Origin of the sequence: Flagellimonas rhodophyticola (assembly GCF_049332665.1) — a bacterium.
In the GTDB taxonomy this organism is placed as follows: Bacteria; Bacteroidota; Bacteroidia; order Flavobacteriales; family Flavobacteriaceae; genus Flagellimonas.
The window spans coordinates 3406677-3422007 of sequence record NZ_CP186326.1; the positions used below are offsets into that span (position 1 = coordinate 3406677).

At 40.0% G+C, this 15331-nt stretch carries 13 protein-coding genes and 2 tRNA genes; 8 read left to right on the forward strand and 7 right to left on the reverse strand.

Translation table 11 applies throughout. The features are described 5' to 3' along the window. Positions 1 to 15 precede the first annotated feature (15 nt). Complete coding sequence (locus ACOKFG_RS15275; RefSeq protein WP_299486188.1) at positions 16 to 426, reverse strand: DUF4293 domain-containing protein; 411 nt, start codon at positions 424 to 426, stop codon at positions 16 to 18. A gap of 190 nt (positions 427 to 616) precedes the next feature. Between ACOKFG_RS15275 and rho the strand changes: the two genes are divergently transcribed. The 4 genes from rho (at position 617) to ACOKFG_RS15295 (ending at position 5981) form a co-directional block, all read left to right on the forward strand. Further along, positions 617 to 2191 (forward strand): transcription termination factor Rho, encoded by a 1575-nt coding sequence (gene rho / locus ACOKFG_RS15280; protein ID WP_298791123.1) that lies wholly within the window; start codon positions 617 to 619, stop codon positions 2189 to 2191. A gap of 141 nt (positions 2192 to 2332) precedes the next feature. After that, positions 2333 to 2998, forward strand: coding sequence for a hypothetical protein (locus ACOKFG_RS15285; RefSeq protein WP_299486190.1), 666 nt, complete (start codon positions 2333 to 2335; stop codon positions 2996 to 2998). 6 nt (positions 2999 to 3004) lie between these two features. Continuing rightward, a complete protein-coding gene (locus ACOKFG_RS15290; protein ID WP_299486192.1) occupies positions 3005 to 3694 on the forward strand; it encodes a hypothetical protein in 690 nt (229 codons plus the stop codon). Positions 3695 to 3941: 247 nt separating this feature from the next. Beyond that, the gene (locus tag ACOKFG_RS15295; protein WP_422861554.1) at positions 3942 to 5981 is read left to right on the forward strand and encodes an LruC domain-containing protein; all 2040 of its coding nucleotides are present in this window, start codon (positions 3942 to 3944) and stop codon (positions 5979 to 5981) included. A 74-nt stretch (positions 5982 to 6055) separates the two neighbouring features. On the opposite strand, the gene rpsT is transcribed toward ACOKFG_RS15295, so the two are convergent. The 4 genes from rpsT to proS all read right to left on the reverse strand — a co-directional run bounded on the left by rpsT (position 6056) and on the right by proS (position 8110). Continuing rightward, the gene (rpsT, locus tag ACOKFG_RS15300) at positions 6056 to 6307 is read right to left on the reverse strand and encodes a 30S ribosomal protein S20 (protein ID WP_298791133.1); all 252 of its coding nucleotides are present in this window, start codon (positions 6305 to 6307) and stop codon (positions 6056 to 6058) included. A gap of 32 nt (positions 6308 to 6339) precedes the next feature. After that, a tRNA-Glu gene (locus ACOKFG_RS15305) sits at positions 6340 to 6411 on the reverse strand. 73 nt (positions 6412 to 6484) lie between these two features. After that, positions 6485 to 6556, reverse strand: a tRNA-Glu gene (locus ACOKFG_RS15310). A gap of 78 nt (positions 6557 to 6634) precedes the next feature. Beyond that, complete coding sequence (proS, locus tag ACOKFG_RS15315) at positions 6635 to 8110, reverse strand: proline--tRNA ligase (RefSeq protein ID WP_299174618.1); 1476 nt, start codon at positions 8108 to 8110, stop codon at positions 6635 to 6637. Between the two features lie 495 nt (positions 8111 to 8605). On the opposite strand from proS, the gene ACOKFG_RS15320 reads away from it, so the two are divergent. The 3 genes from ACOKFG_RS15320 (at position 8606) to ACOKFG_RS15330 (ending at position 11086) form a co-directional block, all read left to right on the forward strand. Beyond that, a complete protein-coding gene (locus ACOKFG_RS15320) occupies positions 8606 to 8926 on the forward strand; it encodes a hypothetical protein (RefSeq protein WP_422861555.1) in 321 nt (106 codons plus the stop codon). Positions 8927 to 8998: 72 nt separating this feature from the next. Continuing rightward, entirely contained in the window at positions 8999 to 9568 is a 570-nt protein-coding gene (locus ACOKFG_RS15325) for a hypothetical protein (protein ID WP_422861556.1), read from the forward strand. A gap of 18 nt (positions 9569 to 9586) precedes the next feature. Next, positions 9587 to 11086 (forward strand): outer membrane protein transport protein, encoded by a 1500-nt coding sequence (locus tag ACOKFG_RS15330; RefSeq protein ID WP_298791139.1) that lies wholly within the window; start codon positions 9587 to 9589, stop codon positions 11084 to 11086. A 52-nt stretch (positions 11087 to 11138) separates the two neighbouring features. Here ACOKFG_RS15330 and ACOKFG_RS15335 read toward each other — a convergent pair whose 3' ends face one another. Together ACOKFG_RS15335 and ACOKFG_RS15340 are read right to left on the reverse strand one after the other, a co-directional pair. Then, positions 11139 to 12488 (reverse strand): T9SS type B sorting domain-containing protein, encoded by a 1350-nt coding sequence (locus tag ACOKFG_RS15335; protein WP_422861557.1) that lies wholly within the window; start codon positions 12486 to 12488, stop codon positions 11139 to 11141. Positions 12489 to 12713: 225 nt separating this feature from the next. Continuing rightward, positions 12714 to 14516 (reverse strand): T9SS type B sorting domain-containing protein, encoded by a 1803-nt coding sequence (locus tag ACOKFG_RS15340; RefSeq protein ID WP_422861558.1) that lies wholly within the window; start codon positions 14514 to 14516, stop codon positions 12714 to 12716. A gap of 133 nt (positions 14517 to 14649) precedes the next feature. Here ACOKFG_RS15340 and folE point away from each other — a divergent pair, with 133 nt between their 5' ends. Further along, positions 14650 to 15330 carry a GTP cyclohydrolase I FolE gene (folE, locus tag ACOKFG_RS15345; protein WP_298791145.1) on the forward strand — a complete coding sequence of 227 codons (681 nt, stop codon included), beginning with the start codon at positions 14650 to 14652 and terminating at the stop codon, positions 15328 to 15330. The last annotated feature ends 1 nt before the right edge of the window (position 15331 follow it).

Sequence of the window (15331 nt, forward strand, 5' to 3'; positions counted from 1 at the left end):
ACTAAGATGTTAGGTTTAACGTAAGCGATCAACAGATTTTACAAGATCTTCATCCTTTTTGATGGCTCTGTTGGCCAGAACCAGAAAAACGATAGAAAATACAGGAATCAGCATCCCAATACCCTTCTCAGAAATGGTGTTTTCTCCGGATAAGCTTAGTGATCGATAAACGAAAAATCCTAGTAAAAAAAGATTCAATATCATATTCAATCTGTTCAATACAAATTGATTTTGTCTGTTTTTGAACATAAAAATCGAAATCAGGGCCAACGCTGCGGATATATAGAATACAATACTTATCCACAACTCGTTCTCTGCAAACACGGCCACTCCTTCTCCATCAATCCATAAATTCAACACAAATGGCAATACACCGGAGATAACCCCCACAAGTATTAAAAAAAACGTCTGAATGCGCTGAATCATTGTATAATTTGACTTGGAAAGGCAAAAATAGGTGTCTTTTTGATAATTGCCCCTATTTCTTGGAAAATAATTCGTATAATTGTGTCGTTATTAGCAAAGCACTCGCATAAGGAAATCTTTCCTACCGTAGTACCCCCAAATAACTTTTACTTCAAATTACATTCGATACGTTTAATTTATTCATCATTTAATGTTTGAGATTTCAGATCTAAAAGCTAAAAAGCTACCTGAATTGCAAGAAATTGCAAAGAATCTAAGTGTTCCCAAGTTTAAGGCCTTAAAAAAGCTTGATTTGGTCTATCAAATTCTAGATGTACAGGCATCCAATCCTAAAGTTGTTCAAGAAAGTTCGGCTCCACAGCAAGAAAAAAGCGAGCCTAAACCCAAGCGGTCAAGAACACCACGTCCTAGCAAAGAGCAGAAGGAAAGTGCTCCCGCTCCAAAAGAAAATATTGCTGACAAACCTTCTGAGGAAAAAAAGGAAACTCCTAAGGAACAACCTGCACGAAAGGATCATCATAAACAAAATGGTCACCAAAAAAGCCAGCATGTTAAGAAAGGTAACCAACACCACAGAGGTGGACATGAAAAGAAGAGCAGCAACTTTGACAAAGATTTAAAGAACAGATATAAAGAACCTGAGTTTGAATTCGATAGTATTATAGAAAGTGAAGGTGTACTCGATATTATGCAGGATGGATATGGGTTCTTGCGGTCTTCTGATTACAACTACCTTTCTTCACCAGACGATATTTATGTTTCCCAATCCCAGATTCGACTATTTGGATTAAAAACTGGGGATACTGTACTTGGCAACGTGAGGCCTCCAAAGGAGGGGGAAAAGTATTTTCCATTGATCAAAGTCAGTAAAATAAATGGACTAGATCCACAAGTGGTGCGTGACAGGGTTTCTTTTGAGCATTTGACGCCTTTATTTCCTAAAGAAAAGTTTAAGCTTGCGGAAAGACAAAGCACATTGTCTACCCGCATTATGGACCTGTTTTCGCCTATTGGTAAAGGACAGCGTGGCATGATTGTTTCTCAGCCTAAAACTGGAAAAACCATGTTGCTCAAAGATATTGCCAATGCAATAGCAGCTAACCATCCGGAGGTTTACCAAATTATTCTGTTGATTGATGAACGCCCTGAAGAGGTTACCGATATGCAGCGTAATGTTCGCGGAGAGGTAGTCGCTTCTACTTTTGATAAAGAAGCTACCGAGCATGTTCGTGTTGCCAACATTGTATTGGAAAAAGCCAAAAGATTAGTTGAATGTGGTCATGATGTTGTTATACTTCTGGATTCCATTACTCGATTGGCTCGTGCTTATAATACCGTGCAACCAGCTTCTGGTAAAGTATTGAGTGGTGGTGTTGATGCCAATGCCCTTCACAAACCAAAAAGATTTTTTGGAGCTGCTAGGAATATCGAAAACGGTGGATCGCTTTCGATAATTGCCACAGCATTGACAGAAACAGGTTCTAAGATGGATGAAGTAATCTTTGAGGAATTCAAAGGAACTGGTAATATGGAACTTCAATTGGATAGAAGAATTTCTAACCGTAGAATTTTCCCTGCCATTGATTTAATCTCCTCTTCTACCCGTCGCGATGATCTTCTTTTGGATGAAACCACTATACAACGTATGTGGATCATGAGAAAATACTTGGCAGATATGAACCCAGTTGAAGCCATGGAATTCATGGAACAACGCATAAAGCAAACCAAAAACAACGAAGAATTTCTACTAACTATGAATAACTAGTATAAACGCTTCGATATTTTAGAATATCACAAATTTTAAACCCTTTGAGCAAGCTCAAAGGGTTTTTTTCTTAATAGGTTTTACAGAAAAAACATATCTTTAATACGGTTTCCCCAACCCAACAAATTAAAACACTTTAGAATGAAAAACACCAAAACCAGCTTTGCTATGTTGCTTGGCTCCCTAATACTCTTGTTAGGAGCTTGCAAACAACCACCAAAAACAGAAGAACCTCATGAAGAACCCAAGGAAAGAGTAAAACCGCCTGAGCAAATCATTTCGTTGGAAGAATCAAAATCTTTATATGACCATTACTCCAGAAATAGAGTTGAAATCATCCAACAATTCGAAAAGGAGAGAGATGAGTCCGAAGAAAAATTCCGGCCAGCTCGATTTTCTTCTTACGATTATAGTACCATTAAACAATACATGGACTTTATTGAACAAGAAGCGAAAGATGCTAATGTGGAAATTTCTTCCCTTCGTTTCTATTTTGGCAATTACCCAAACAAGGAAAAATTCCCTGATGGCAAAAAAGTAGTGCATCCAAGGCAAAATGCCGTGTTCATTGTTCCGACCATTGACGTAGATGGACACAATTATGGTTTTTATATTGGGGAAGATGGGAAAGCCAAGCTGATCAAGGATGCGGTTGGACAAAAAGGTGTTGGAAGTACACAAAAAGGAGAACAAAAAGCTTATGCCAGTTTTGCACCAAGCTTTTCATCACCTCCTGCGCCATATGCGGGCCAGAGTTTAACATTAAACAGAAGTACAGCTGGTCCTCCACCTGATGCAGATTATTAATAGATTATGACTCAGGAGCTCGTTGATTTCGTAAAAGAGCATTATACCATTCCACTATATTTAGTTGCATGGATAATCTCTGTGATAAGATATAAAAGGTATTACGATACCGTTTTGAAATATTTTCCCGTATTCATTATCTATACGTTTTTGACTGAGCTCTTGGGTTATTTCATTAAGCATACCGATGAATTCCAATTCTTCTCGGATTACAGATATGCTTGGCATAACATTGTAATTTTCAACATTTATTCTGTTGTCTCCTTTACATTCTTCTATTACATCTATTGGAAGGTTCTTAAGAATGAAAAACATAAAGTACGGGTAAAGTATGCATCAATGATAGCCGCACTGGGTTATCTTGTTAGCCTTCTTTTTCAAAATCCATTGCATATTGGACTTTATTATGCTGATTTACTGGCTTCAATTGTCTTGCTATATGCCATTGGATTGTATTTCATCGAAAAAAGAACAGAGCAAAGTTATTATTCGATGCGAGATAATCTCATGTTCTGGGTAAGTATTGGGCTTTTCATTTTTCACATCTTCTTCCCATTTATTTTCATTGCGGCCTATGACTGGCCTATTTTCTATTATGAGTATAGGTTACATGAGTTTTTAATGATACTCATAGTAATTATGTACCTATTCTTCATAGCAGGTTTTCTTTTAGGCAAGAGAAAGGCATTTAGATAACCCAATAAACGTTCACCACGTTTTTCCTTTCTTTCACAACTTCGAAGAACCGTTTATCGATAAAAAATATGTTTTTGTAGGTTTTTTCGTTCATTTATTGAAAAAATAACAATCAAATATTTCATCGATGAACAATTACCATTCACCGACATATAAACGAAATCTGTCTTAAATGAGGTAAAACCTTATTCTGATGCATATAATTTTAACTCAAAAATTGGACTAGAATCCAATAAACTTTTAAGCGATGAAAAAGTCCCAAATCATTTTATCCGCAATCTGTATTGCAATACTTTCATTCCAGACTTCATGTGTCAAGGATAGCCTTGATGGTCCTGTTCCAGAGCCCGAAGGGGAAACACCAGACCCAGAAGTTCCAATCGACGAATTGGCAATTACTGAATTACAAATTCCGACGAACTTTGAGTTTAAAACGGACAAGGAAGTACAACTTATTATCACCGATAATACCGCAGGTGTAAAGTATGACGTCTACGCCTACAATGATGAGATACTTACAGGTGAGCAAATCACTTATTTAAATGAGGAAGAGGAGGAAGAAACCGGTGTAGAAATTTCCGTGGATAATTTAAACCATTTGATTTTTAGCGGAATGCCTTCGGGAGGTACCATTGAACATACGTTTGTTGTCCCCGAGTATTACGACCAACTCTATATCCGGAGAAAAGAAGGCTTTAGCTATACTTCGGCCGTGGTTAACATAACTGGCTCATTGGTCAACTATACCTATTCTTCCCAAAGTGGAAAAGGAGCGTCCGCATCCAAACCTATGGTAGAAGACTATCTATATTGTGTTAACGGGTCAGGTGAGATGTTTCAGATTGACCCTGTTACCGGCGATTTTACCTTTGTTAGTGACATGCCTATGGGTAGTTGGACTGCTGCAATAGATCAGCAAAACAATTTTTTGTATTCCATTGGTAGATCTAGCCCTAATCCATTGATGAAGTATGATATGGTCAATGATACCTGGACTACCGTTGGAAACTTAAATATAGGTGGCCCCCGTTTGGACTATAATGAAAACGATGGTCTGCTATATTTCTCCACAGGCAATAAGCTTTATACCATCGACCCTCAAAATGCCAATATCTTATCTAATTGGGATATTATCGGCCTTCATAAAAAGAATGGTGGTGACTTGGCCTTTGCTGAAGACGGCACTCTTTTTCTTTGTTCATTCTCCGGGTTATATCGACTTAACTTAAATGGAGAAGGCGACTATGATGCAACAAGAATAAGTGGAGAAGATTTACCCTTTAACCCAACTTCAATGACCTTCGATTCTAATACAGAATTATGGTTGGCCAATAGTAGTTCTAACAGTGACTTGATTGTTATGGATACTCAAACCGGTGGTTGGGAATATCGTTATGGACCAAACTCTACATCTGGGGTATTATTTGACAGAACAATAAATGACTTAACTACATTCAGGATTTTTGATGAAGTTACTGTGGACCCTGATACGGATGGAGATGGAATAACGGACAGTAATGATGCTTTTCCAGAAGAAGCCGATAAAGCTTTCGAACAGTTCACACCAAGTAAATATGGCTGGGGCACGGTTGCTTTTGAAGATCTTTGGCCGTTTTTAGGAGATTATGATTTTAATGATACAGCTGTGAATTACCGATTCGTAGCGGTACTGAATGCGGACAACATGGCCGTGCAACTGGACATACATTTTGAAGTAACCTCCGATGGTGCAGGTTTTATAAACGCTTTTGGAATTGAACTTGAAAGTATTGCTCCAAGTTTGGTGGAATCCGTTACAGGAACCGTCCTAACCGAAGGGTATATAAATGTTGCTTCAAATGGCGTGGAACAAGGTCAAGATAGAGCTGTAATTATCTTGTTCGATAACCATGAGACCATGTTGAATGTACCTTCAACTGTATCTGTTAGATTTACAACACCAATCACAACTGCCCAACTTGGTATTGCCCCCTTTAATCCATTTCTCATAATTGATAGGGATAGGGGCAGGGAAATTCATCTACCAAACAGATTTAGAACAACTCTAGGAGCAAATGATACCACTCTGGAAGGTGTAAATCAAGATATAGATGGGAATTACCAAACCGAATCTGGTCTGCCATGGGCTATAAACATCGTACACAACTTTAAACCTCCGAAAGAAAATACCCCAATTAACCAAGCGTATAATTTCTTTAATCAATGGGCCACTTCTGGTGGAAATACATATCAAGATTGGTATAAAGACTCCACTGGTTATCGAAATGAAACTGAACTTAAGGAATAGGATAAGGTTCCTGTACGAAAACGAAAAAACGCCCCATTTTGGGGCGTTTTTTATTTTATAAATGCGGTTCTAGGTTACATTGCTGCAACCTGGCTCATCAACTTGCTCTTTAAGTTGGCCGCTTTATTGTTATGAATGATGTTACGCTTAGCTAGCTTATCAATCATTCCAACAACAGTTGGCAACAATGCTTCAGCAGCTTTCTTATCTTCTTCGCCACGCAACTTTCTTATTGCATTACGAACTGTTTTGTGCTGGTATCTGTTACGCAAACGTACCGCTTCGTTTCTTCTTATTCTCTTTAATGCTGACTTATGGTTTGCCATTGTCTTAATTTATACTTTCAAATTTTTTTCAGTAGCCCGTAGGGGAATCGAACCCCTGTTACCAGGATGAAAACCTGGCGTCCTAACCCCTAGACGAACGGGCCATTTCAAGCTTAAAGTTAACTGCACAAAGCATAAAATATATTTTCAGCTTTGTACCTCTAACCTAGTACTTCGTAGCCCGTAGGGGAATCGAACCCCTGTTACCAGGATGAAAACCTGGCGTCCTAACCCCTAGACGAACGGGCCATAAGGTTGCATAATTGCGGATGCAAAAATACAACTATTTTTAAGTCTTGCAACAGTTACTATTAATTTTTAACTGCTTTAGTAAGCCTTGGCAAACAGCACTCTTTGAATGGAAGGTTTGCCTGTCACCATGCAGCTCCCATCTTCTTTGTCCCCATAAAAAGGAATACATCTGATGGTTGCCTTGGTTTCTTCTTTAATCTTATCCTCAGTTTCAGAAGTTCCATCCCAATGAGCGGAAACAAATCCGCCTTTTTCCTCGATTATTTTCTTAAACTCGTCATACGAATCCACTTCTGTAATATGAGCTTCCCTATAATCAAAGGCTTTTTGGTACACATTCTTCTGAATCTCCTCAAGCAATGAAGTAATCTTATTCACTATCTCCTCAGCTTGCACCGATTCCTTTTGCAATGTGTCTCTTCTGGCTACTTCATAAGTTCCATTTTCCAGGTCGCGTTGACCTATAGCCAACCGCACCGGAACTCCTTTAAGCTCATATTCATTAAACTTGAATCCAGGCTTATGTGTATCCCGCTTATCATATTTTACCGAAATACCTTTTGAACGCAATTCCTTGACCAAAGGGTCTACTTTCTCCGAAATTGCATCCAATTGCTCCAATCCTTTATAAATTGGGATAATCACTACTTGAATAGGTGCCAATTTTGGAGGCAATACCAATCCGTTGTCATCACTATGGGTCATTACAAGTGCTCCCATCAACCTTGTTGAAACTCCCCATGAAGTTGCCCAGACATGCTCCTGTTTCCCTTCTCGGTTGGCAAATTTCACATCGAATGCCTTTGCAAAGTTTTGACCCAAAAAGTGGGAAGTACCTGCTTGCAATGCCTTGCCGTCTTGCATTAACGCCTCTATGCAATAAGTTTCTTCTGCACCTGCAAAGCGTTCGCTTTCTGTTTTGGTTCCCTTTATCACAGGAACGGCCATATAGCTTTCTGCGAAATCGGCATACACGTGCATCATTTGTTCAGCCTCTTCAAGTGCTTCCTCTTTTGTAGCATGTGCGGTATGTCCCTCTTGCCACAAAAACTCGGCCGTACGCAAAAACAAACGTGTTCGCATCTCCCATCGCACTACATTGGCCCATTGGTTTATTAATAAAGGAAGGTCTCTATAGGATTGTATCCACTTTCTGTATGTATCCCATATAATGGTTTCAGAAGTCGGCCTAACAATCAACTCTTCTTCTAATTTAGCATCTTCATCAACGATAATTCCACTTCCATCCTCCGCATTCTTCAAACGATAATGGGTCACAACAGCACATTCTTTGGCAAACCCCTCAACATGACTAGCTTCCTTGCTTAAGTAGGATTTTGGAATAAAAAGTGGGAAATAGGCGTTTTCATGCCCCGTCTCCTTAAACATTTTATCCAGCTGAGCCTGCATTTTCTCCCAAATTGCAAATCCATATGGTTTAATAACCATACAACCCCTAACACCAGAGTTCTCTGCTAAATCAGCTTTTACGACAAGTTCATTATACCATTTGGAATAATCCTCGCTTCGACTAGTTAATTTTTTACCCATCTACAGTAGTTTGGCACAAAACTTGTGACTTTATAATCAAAAATAGTTGGGCAAAACTAACTATTTTTAGTATGTTCAACAATAAAAATTGCATGATGACAAAGTCTTTACCCCGCCCAAAAACTCAAATTGTCGCCACATTTGTTATGGCCACTCTTCTATTGGCCTCTTGCGGGTCGTACCAGCAAGCTTCATATTATGATGATGATGGGATTTATTCCAACGGCAATCGGGTTGTAAATGTTGAAAAGAAATCAGCTGAAGGTGTTCGAGTTCAACAACAGGAAAGTGATATATACGGAGATTATTTCGGGCAAAAAGCCGATGAATACAACCAAATTTTAGAGGATGAAATCTTTACCGATATTGATAACTATAGTAGCGACATAGAAAATGACAGTATTCCCTTGGGCGAACAGACCAATTATTTTGCCAACAACAATACATATAGTGGAAATCCAGGATGGGGAGACAACCCAACCAGTGTTTCGATAAATGTATACGACAACTTCGGCTGGGGTGGCCTTGGTTGGGGATGGAATGACCCATGGTTATGGAATGGTTATGGCTGGAATGGATTCGGCTGGGGAGGATATGGATGGGGATGGAACAACCCTTGGAGATGGAACCGCTGGGGCTGGGGCAACTATGGATGGGGATGGGATCCCTATTGGGGCTATGCCGGAGTCGGTTTTGGATGGGGTGGTTATTATGGAAATCGCTGGGGCCGTCCATTTAGAGGATATTATGGAAGAGGATATGCGTATAATCGAGGTAGAAGAGGATATGCAGGTTCTATTCGAGGCACTTCATTAAGAGGAAGGTCCAACTTGGCTTCAAGAACAAGAGGAAATTCATCAAGATACAGAGCAAATAGTGGTCGTTCCAATGCCAGTCGCACTGCGGCAGCAAGAAGTTCAAGATCGTATCGTAGTGGTACAACGGCAAGAAGAGCGGTTAGTGCAGATGCAATTTCTAGAAATAGAAACTACAGGTCAAGTAGAAGCACCAGAACCTCACCCAGCTATAGAGGCAATAGAACCGGACGCTCCTATGGTACTTCACCGTCTACAAGAAGTAGCAGCACATACAGAAGAGGAGCTACCACAAGTAGAAGTTCAACCATATCCCGTACACCGGGCAGAAGCACTAGGAGTTATCAATCTTCCGGACGAACCGCTCCGAGAAGCAGCAATTATAGAAGATCTACTACTCCCAGAAGTTCTGGTAGTTACAGAAGTGGGTCCAGCGGAAGAAGCTACAGAAGTTCGGGCAGTAGCTCAAGAAGTTATCGAAGCTCTGGCAGCAGTTCAAGAAGCTATAGAAGTTCCGGTAGCAGTCGAAGCAGCAGTGGTAGAAGCTACAGCAGAAGTTCTAGCGGTGGAAGAAGCTCAGGTGCTACGCGCTCATCATCAAGAAGTAGTAGAAGACGATAACATTTCACACTGTTTTATTTAAAAAACTAAATCACTCAAAATGAAAAGGATTTCAACTTTCATCATGGTATTGGTATGCACTTTTGCAAGTGCCCAAAACATTAATGATGTATTGCGATATAGTCAAGAGAATATTATTGGAACCGCACGATTTCAGTCCATGGGAGGTGCTTTCGGCGCACTCGGTGGCGATTTATCGTCCTTAAATGTAAACCCAGCGGGGTCCGCGGTGTTCAATTACAGTCAGTTTACCATTTCTGGTTCCAATTATAACCGAAATAATGATGCATTGTTCGGTAATAGCCTTCGAAATAGTGACACAAATACTACCGAATTGAATCAAGTCGGGGGAGTTTTTGTGTTCAAATCAACGGATAGTCCATGGAAAAAACTAGCACTTTCCTTCAATTATGACCTTGCACGAAATTTTGACAATGAATTTGCTGTTGCTGGAAATACCACCCAAGGTATTGACAACTACTTTTTAAACTTTGCAGATGGACAAACCCTGGGTAATCTTCGAGTTCAACAAGGGGAGAATATTGAGGATGCTTATCTCAATATAGGTGCTGATCTCGGTTTTGGAGCTCAACAGGCTTTTTTAGGGTTCCAAGCTGGACTTATCGAACCTACCGACGATGTTGACGCGAATACTACGTATTTTTCTAATGCGGAATATACCAGCGTAAACCAAAGATATATTCAGAGCACATCAGGATATAATAGTAAGTTTACTGTAAATGCCGCCGGACAATATCAGGACAATCTTTACTTGGGAGCTTCGCTTAATTTTCATTCCATATTCTATGATAGATTGACCCTATTGGATGAAAATGGTTATGATGCCACCTCTCCGGTTCAATCCACAACGTTTGACAACTTTTTGCATACGGAGGGATATGGTTTTTCCTTCAGTGTAGGTGCAATTGCCAAATTGAATGATAATATACGGGTCGGTGGTAGCTACCAGTCCCCTACTTGGTACGAATTGACGGATGACGTCTCTCAACGAATTAATTCGACATTAGCAGTATCTGATATCAACTTTATCGATTTTGGTATTGTAAATCTCTTCGAGGAATACCGAATTAAGGTTCCGGCTAAACTTACCGGAAGCGTTGCGGTTGTATTTGGAAAAGATGGGTTGCTAAGTTTTGACTATGGCCACCAAGATATGTCACAAGCAGAATTACGTCCTACAACGGATCCAAACTTTACTTCTGAAAACGATTTTATAGCTAGTGAATTAGGTGTAGTAAATACGTATAGGTTAGGCGGAGAACTTCGAATTGATGAAGTTAGTCTTAGAGCCGGTTATAGATATGAACAAAGTCCATATGAGAACGGAGATATTATTGGAGACCTGAACGGATATTCTGGAGGTATTGGATATAATTTTGGCGGCAGCAGATTGGACCTGGCTTTCAGCAGAACAGAACAAGATGTGAATACCTTACTATTCGATTCGGGTATAAACAGCACGGCCATGATTAACCGAATCAATACCAATATCACATTAGGATATACCCTAAAATTTTAAAATTAGATCTTTTAAATGATGAAAGGGCTGGATGAAATTCCAGCCTTTTTGATTATCGGACTAACGTAAAGTGCCGCCGTACGGATCGCGCTACAAAAACACCATTATCATCTCGTTCATAATCCAATCGAAACCAGTAGTCTGATGATGGCAGAGCTCTTCCATTAAATGTTCCATCCCAACCAAGGGTTGTACCATCCAACTGCTTTAGCAACTTGCCGTATCGGTCAAAGATAAAAACCGCCGGATTGGAAAGTGTCTCTATTCCCAAAATGTTCCAATTATCATGTATGCCATCTCCATTGGGAGTAAAAAACTTGGGATAACCAACTACTAAAAATTCAATAGGTTCTGTGGTTCCACATCCATTTTTATCATTAATGATAACTGTGTTGATTCCTGGAGGCACATCAAAGAACTGAGGGTCATCTTGAAATTCACCACCATTTATGGCATATTCATAATCTCCAGTGCCTTGTGCCACTATCTCAATATTATAAGGGTCGGTTTGATTACTGTTTACAAAGTCATCTATAACCATTACCTGATCTAATTGGGGTATACCATACCAGGTAATTAGAATTCCTCCATTATCTATAACCGTTGGAGGTGTCCCCGAAGCGGTAGTAATTTCAACAAAATAACGTCCTGAATTGGGACTTGTGACCACAAGCTCAGCGCCAAATAGTCCTGTTCCGGGTAGTGTAGCGTCTATTATTCCATCATCTTCATAATCAACCGTCCAAGTTACGTTTGCAATATCTGACCCAGCAGGTGAGTTCAAGGCGCTCAAAGTAATATCTGGATCTCCTTCACAAGCGATTATGTCCAGTCCCAAAAATTCATCCCTAAGGGTACAATCTAATGCGGTATTCTGATCTGCATCGACCGAGGTACCTGTAAAGGTCAACATATAAGGTTCTGGGTCACCATTAAAGTTGGTGTTGTAATTATTGACAAATAAATAATAAATCTCTCCGGCGGTTACGTCCAACCACTCATCGTACGTGTTTTGACTTCCAACCACGAAAGGTGCTCCTACTCTACCATCAACTGGATTTACCCCAATACCTGTATAATTGGTAACGTTTACCTCATAATTACAACGAATGGGCTGTGCGCTTCCATTACCAACTAGGGTACAGAAGTTTTGTCCAGATGTTTGATCAAAAGGGCCGTAAAGGGCAAAATCCAATTCTGAAGTAACTATTCCACCGGGAATCACTGGCAAAGCTTCGATATCGAAGCCGATTTGTCCATCCGTTCCGGCTCTAAAAACATACCAAGAAGTGTTGTTTTCAATATTTGCTGAGGCAACGCTTCCCTTTTCCAAGCAGCCGGTTTGAGTAATGACCATGGGGTCAAAATCATCGATATCTCCTCCTCCATCGGTAGCTGACATGATGGGTGCATCTGCACAAACAGGAATTGCTGTTCTACAATCCGGTGAATTTTGGGCGCTTGTTGTGAGAAGTCCCAGAAATAAACAACATATAGCGCAAAATAGAGCTCTCATAGAATTTGGGGCTAAAGGTTATTCTGTGATAACTTTTATAACTCCCAAAAGGACCCTTTTAGTATTTTTTAACCGAAAAATTATACACTTAATCGATAAACTACACTTTGACTATCGTCTCAGTGAAAAATGGTTCTGGATATATTTGGCGTAAACCCTGTTACCATCGTTGTCCAGATAAGACAGTTTAAACCAATAATCGGTGGATGGCAGAGGTTTTCCTTTGAAGCTTCCATCCCATCCAGGACTGAACTCGGTCAACTGGGTAATTAACTTTCCATACCGGTCATAAATTGTAACTATCGGAGAATTCAAGGCTGAAAGACCATCTATTTGCCACGATTCATTAAGAACATCGCCATTAGGAGAAAAAATCGGGGAAAATCCAACCACTACAATATTTTCAACAACCTCTCCACATCCAAATAAATCTCGCATGGTAATGGTATGCATTCCACCAGCAACATCTTCGAAAACATTGCTTGATTGAAACGCTCCACTATTGAGTCTATATTCAAAATCACCTTGTAAATCCGTCAACACGGTGACTCGACTATTGGCTTGAAAATCTTCAACTTCAACATCGGTGATAACCGGTAATTGCGATATGTTCACTTGAACCGTTCTGCTAGACTCGCAGTTAAGTCCTCCTACTGTATTGGTTACTGTAAGTGTATAGTCCCCAGCTTGAGTCACATTAATACTTGGGGTAAGCTCACCCGTGCTCCATGAATACGAATATGCGGGGTTTGGTACCGTTTCGCCAATAACAATACCAGTTGAGTTTTCGCAAATGGTAACCTCATCATCAAATGTAAGTTCAGGAGAGGTTAACGCATTGATGCTGAAATTCTGAGAGGCATCATAGCAATTTGGGTTGGTCAGTGAATAGGTACGGACATAAATGTCCTCCTGTCCAGGATTCTTTGGAAATTGTTTGGATATTGGGTTTATACCTGCGATGGCATCTGTTTGAGTATAATGATAACTCACCATATATTGGCTTGGGTCCTGTGCTCCTAGTGCTTCATCGTCTTTTGTGGTCAAATCGAATACCACCGAAGGTGTATGACAAAACACTTCATCTGCAACTAGGTTGGTTACTGGAACAGTATTAAAAACAGCCTGAACTTCACTAATAATATTGCCTGTAGGTGTTACAACCACAACTCGGTATTGCGCCGAAGATGTCACACTTAATGTGGGATTGGTTTCACCAGTGAGTACCTGAAAACCACTTCCAATATCGCTGTACCATTCATAGGAGGTAGCTCCTGTTGTGGTGGCGTCCAAATTAACAGTATCTCCATCACAAGCAGCAATAGGCGCACCCAAAAGGTTGTTGATAATGGAGCAATCCAAAGCATCGGTTGGATTCGTTGTAAAAATATCACCAGTAAATTCGATGGAGAATCCAGAATTCACATTACTGAAATTATTGATAAACAGATAATAGTCTTCTCCAGCATTTACTTGAACCCAATCTTCATAATGTACCGAGGTTGCATCCCCAGTTGGGTCTTCTCCCACCCCAATAAACGATTTATTTTCACTGTTATCAAAGAAGTTGCAACGAATAGGATCTCCTAGATTGTTGCAATCACTGGCTCTGTAAAGTGCAAAATCCCAATCTTCATTGCTATTATGTCCAATATTAAAGCCCAATTCGCCCGCCGCCGAAGTCCGGAATCGATACCAAACGGAATTTGATTCTATAGAACCCGTAGTTGTTTGTTCCAAACAGCCACTTGAAGCCGCTCCATTGAAGTCATCAACTCCATAGCCATTGGAGCCTCCGTTGATGGGCGTATTATTACAAATAGGAATAGCACCGCCACAATCGGGCGATATCTGTGAAAAGGTCACCTGGCTATAAAAAGCCATAATAAGGGTTGCTGCGACTAATCTCACCATAAACTATTGTAGGTTTGGGCATTATAAAAGTAAACCAGCCATTTCCTTAACAATAATTTATGTTGTCAAAGTCAGTATACCAGATGTTAAATAGTACTTTAATGTATATCTTTGCATCCTTGAAGAAACAGCAATGAAACTAGAGCAGGCTTTGGAAGAACAGTATGAGGAAAGAGGTGACGATCACGTTGGCTCTTCTACGGAAACCCCAATAAGGGATGATGCTTTTGTATTGAGCGATGAAGAAAAAATCGAAAGAATTCAAGACAACGTTCGTGAAATTATGTTGACACTGGGTCTTGATTTGGATGATGATAGTTTAAATGGAACCCCCAAGCGAGTTGCAAAAATGTTTGTCAATGAGATTTTTGGCGGATTGCATCCAAAACGTAAGCCAAAACCTTCGACCTTCAAAAACAAATACAAATACGGCGAGATGTTGGTTGAAAAGAACATTACGGTGTATTCAACCTGCGAACATCATCTATTACCCATAGTCGGAAAAGCCCATATTGCGTACATCTCCAGTGGTACAGTTATCGGTCTCTCGAAAATGAACCGTATCGTGGATTACTACGCTAAGCGTCCACAAGTACAAGAACGATTGAACATTCAGGTTGTAAAAGAGTTACAAAAAGCTTTAGGTACGGAAGATGTTGCTTGTGTAATTGATGCAAAGCATCTTTGTGTTAACTCCAGAGGAATCCGTGATGTGGAAAGTAGCACGGTTACCGCTGAATATGGGGGCAAGTTCAAGAATGAAGCCGTTCGAAGGGAGTTTTTGGACTACATCAATCTAGATACTGAGTTTTAAT

Excerpts from the sequence above, each read along its gene's own strand:
- ACOKFG_RS15275 (WP_299486188.1), bottom strand. The coding sequence starts at position 426 with ATGATTCAGCGCATTCAGACGTTTTTTTTAATACTTGTGGGGGTTATC.
- rho (WP_298791123.1), top strand. The coding sequence starts at position 617 with ATGTTTGAGATTTCAGATCTAAAAGCTAAAAAGCTACCTGAATTGCAA.
- ACOKFG_RS15285 (WP_299486190.1), top strand. The coding sequence starts at position 2,333 with ATGAAAAACACCAAAACCAGCTTTGCTATGTTGCTTGGCTCCCTAATA.
- ACOKFG_RS15290 (WP_299486192.1), top strand. The coding sequence starts at position 3,005 with ATGACTCAGGAGCTCGTTGATTTCGTAAAAGAGCATTATACCATTCCA.
- ACOKFG_RS15295 (WP_422861554.1), top strand. The coding sequence starts at position 3,942 with ATGAAAAAGTCCCAAATCATTTTATCCGCAATCTGTATTGCAATACTT.
- rpsT (WP_298791133.1), bottom strand. The coding sequence starts at position 6,307 with ATGGCAAACCATAAGTCAGCATTAAAGAGAATAAGAAGAAACGAAGCG.
- proS (WP_299174618.1), bottom strand. The coding sequence starts at position 8,110 with ATGGGTAAAAAATTAACTAGTCGAAGCGAGGATTATTCCAAATGGTAT.
- ACOKFG_RS15320 (WP_422861555.1), top strand. The coding sequence starts at position 8,606 with ATGTATACGACAACTTCGGCTGGGGTGGCCTTGGTTGGGGATGGAATG.
- ACOKFG_RS15325 (WP_422861556.1), top strand. The coding sequence starts at position 8,999 with ATGCCAGTCGCACTGCGGCAGCAAGAAGTTCAAGATCGTATCGTAGTG.
- ACOKFG_RS15330 (WP_298791139.1), top strand. The coding sequence starts at position 9,587 with ATGAAAAGGATTTCAACTTTCATCATGGTATTGGTATGCACTTTTGCA.
- ACOKFG_RS15335 (WP_422861557.1), bottom strand. The coding sequence starts at position 12,488 with ATGTCAGCTACCGATGGAGGAGGAGATATCGATGATTTTGACCCCATG.
- ACOKFG_RS15340 (WP_422861558.1), bottom strand. The coding sequence starts at position 14,516 with ATGGTGAGATTAGTCGCAGCAACCCTTATTATGGCTTTTTATAGCCAG.
- folE (WP_298791145.1), top strand. The coding sequence starts at position 14,650 with ATGAAACTAGAGCAGGCTTTGGAAGAACAGTATGAGGAAAGAGGTGAC.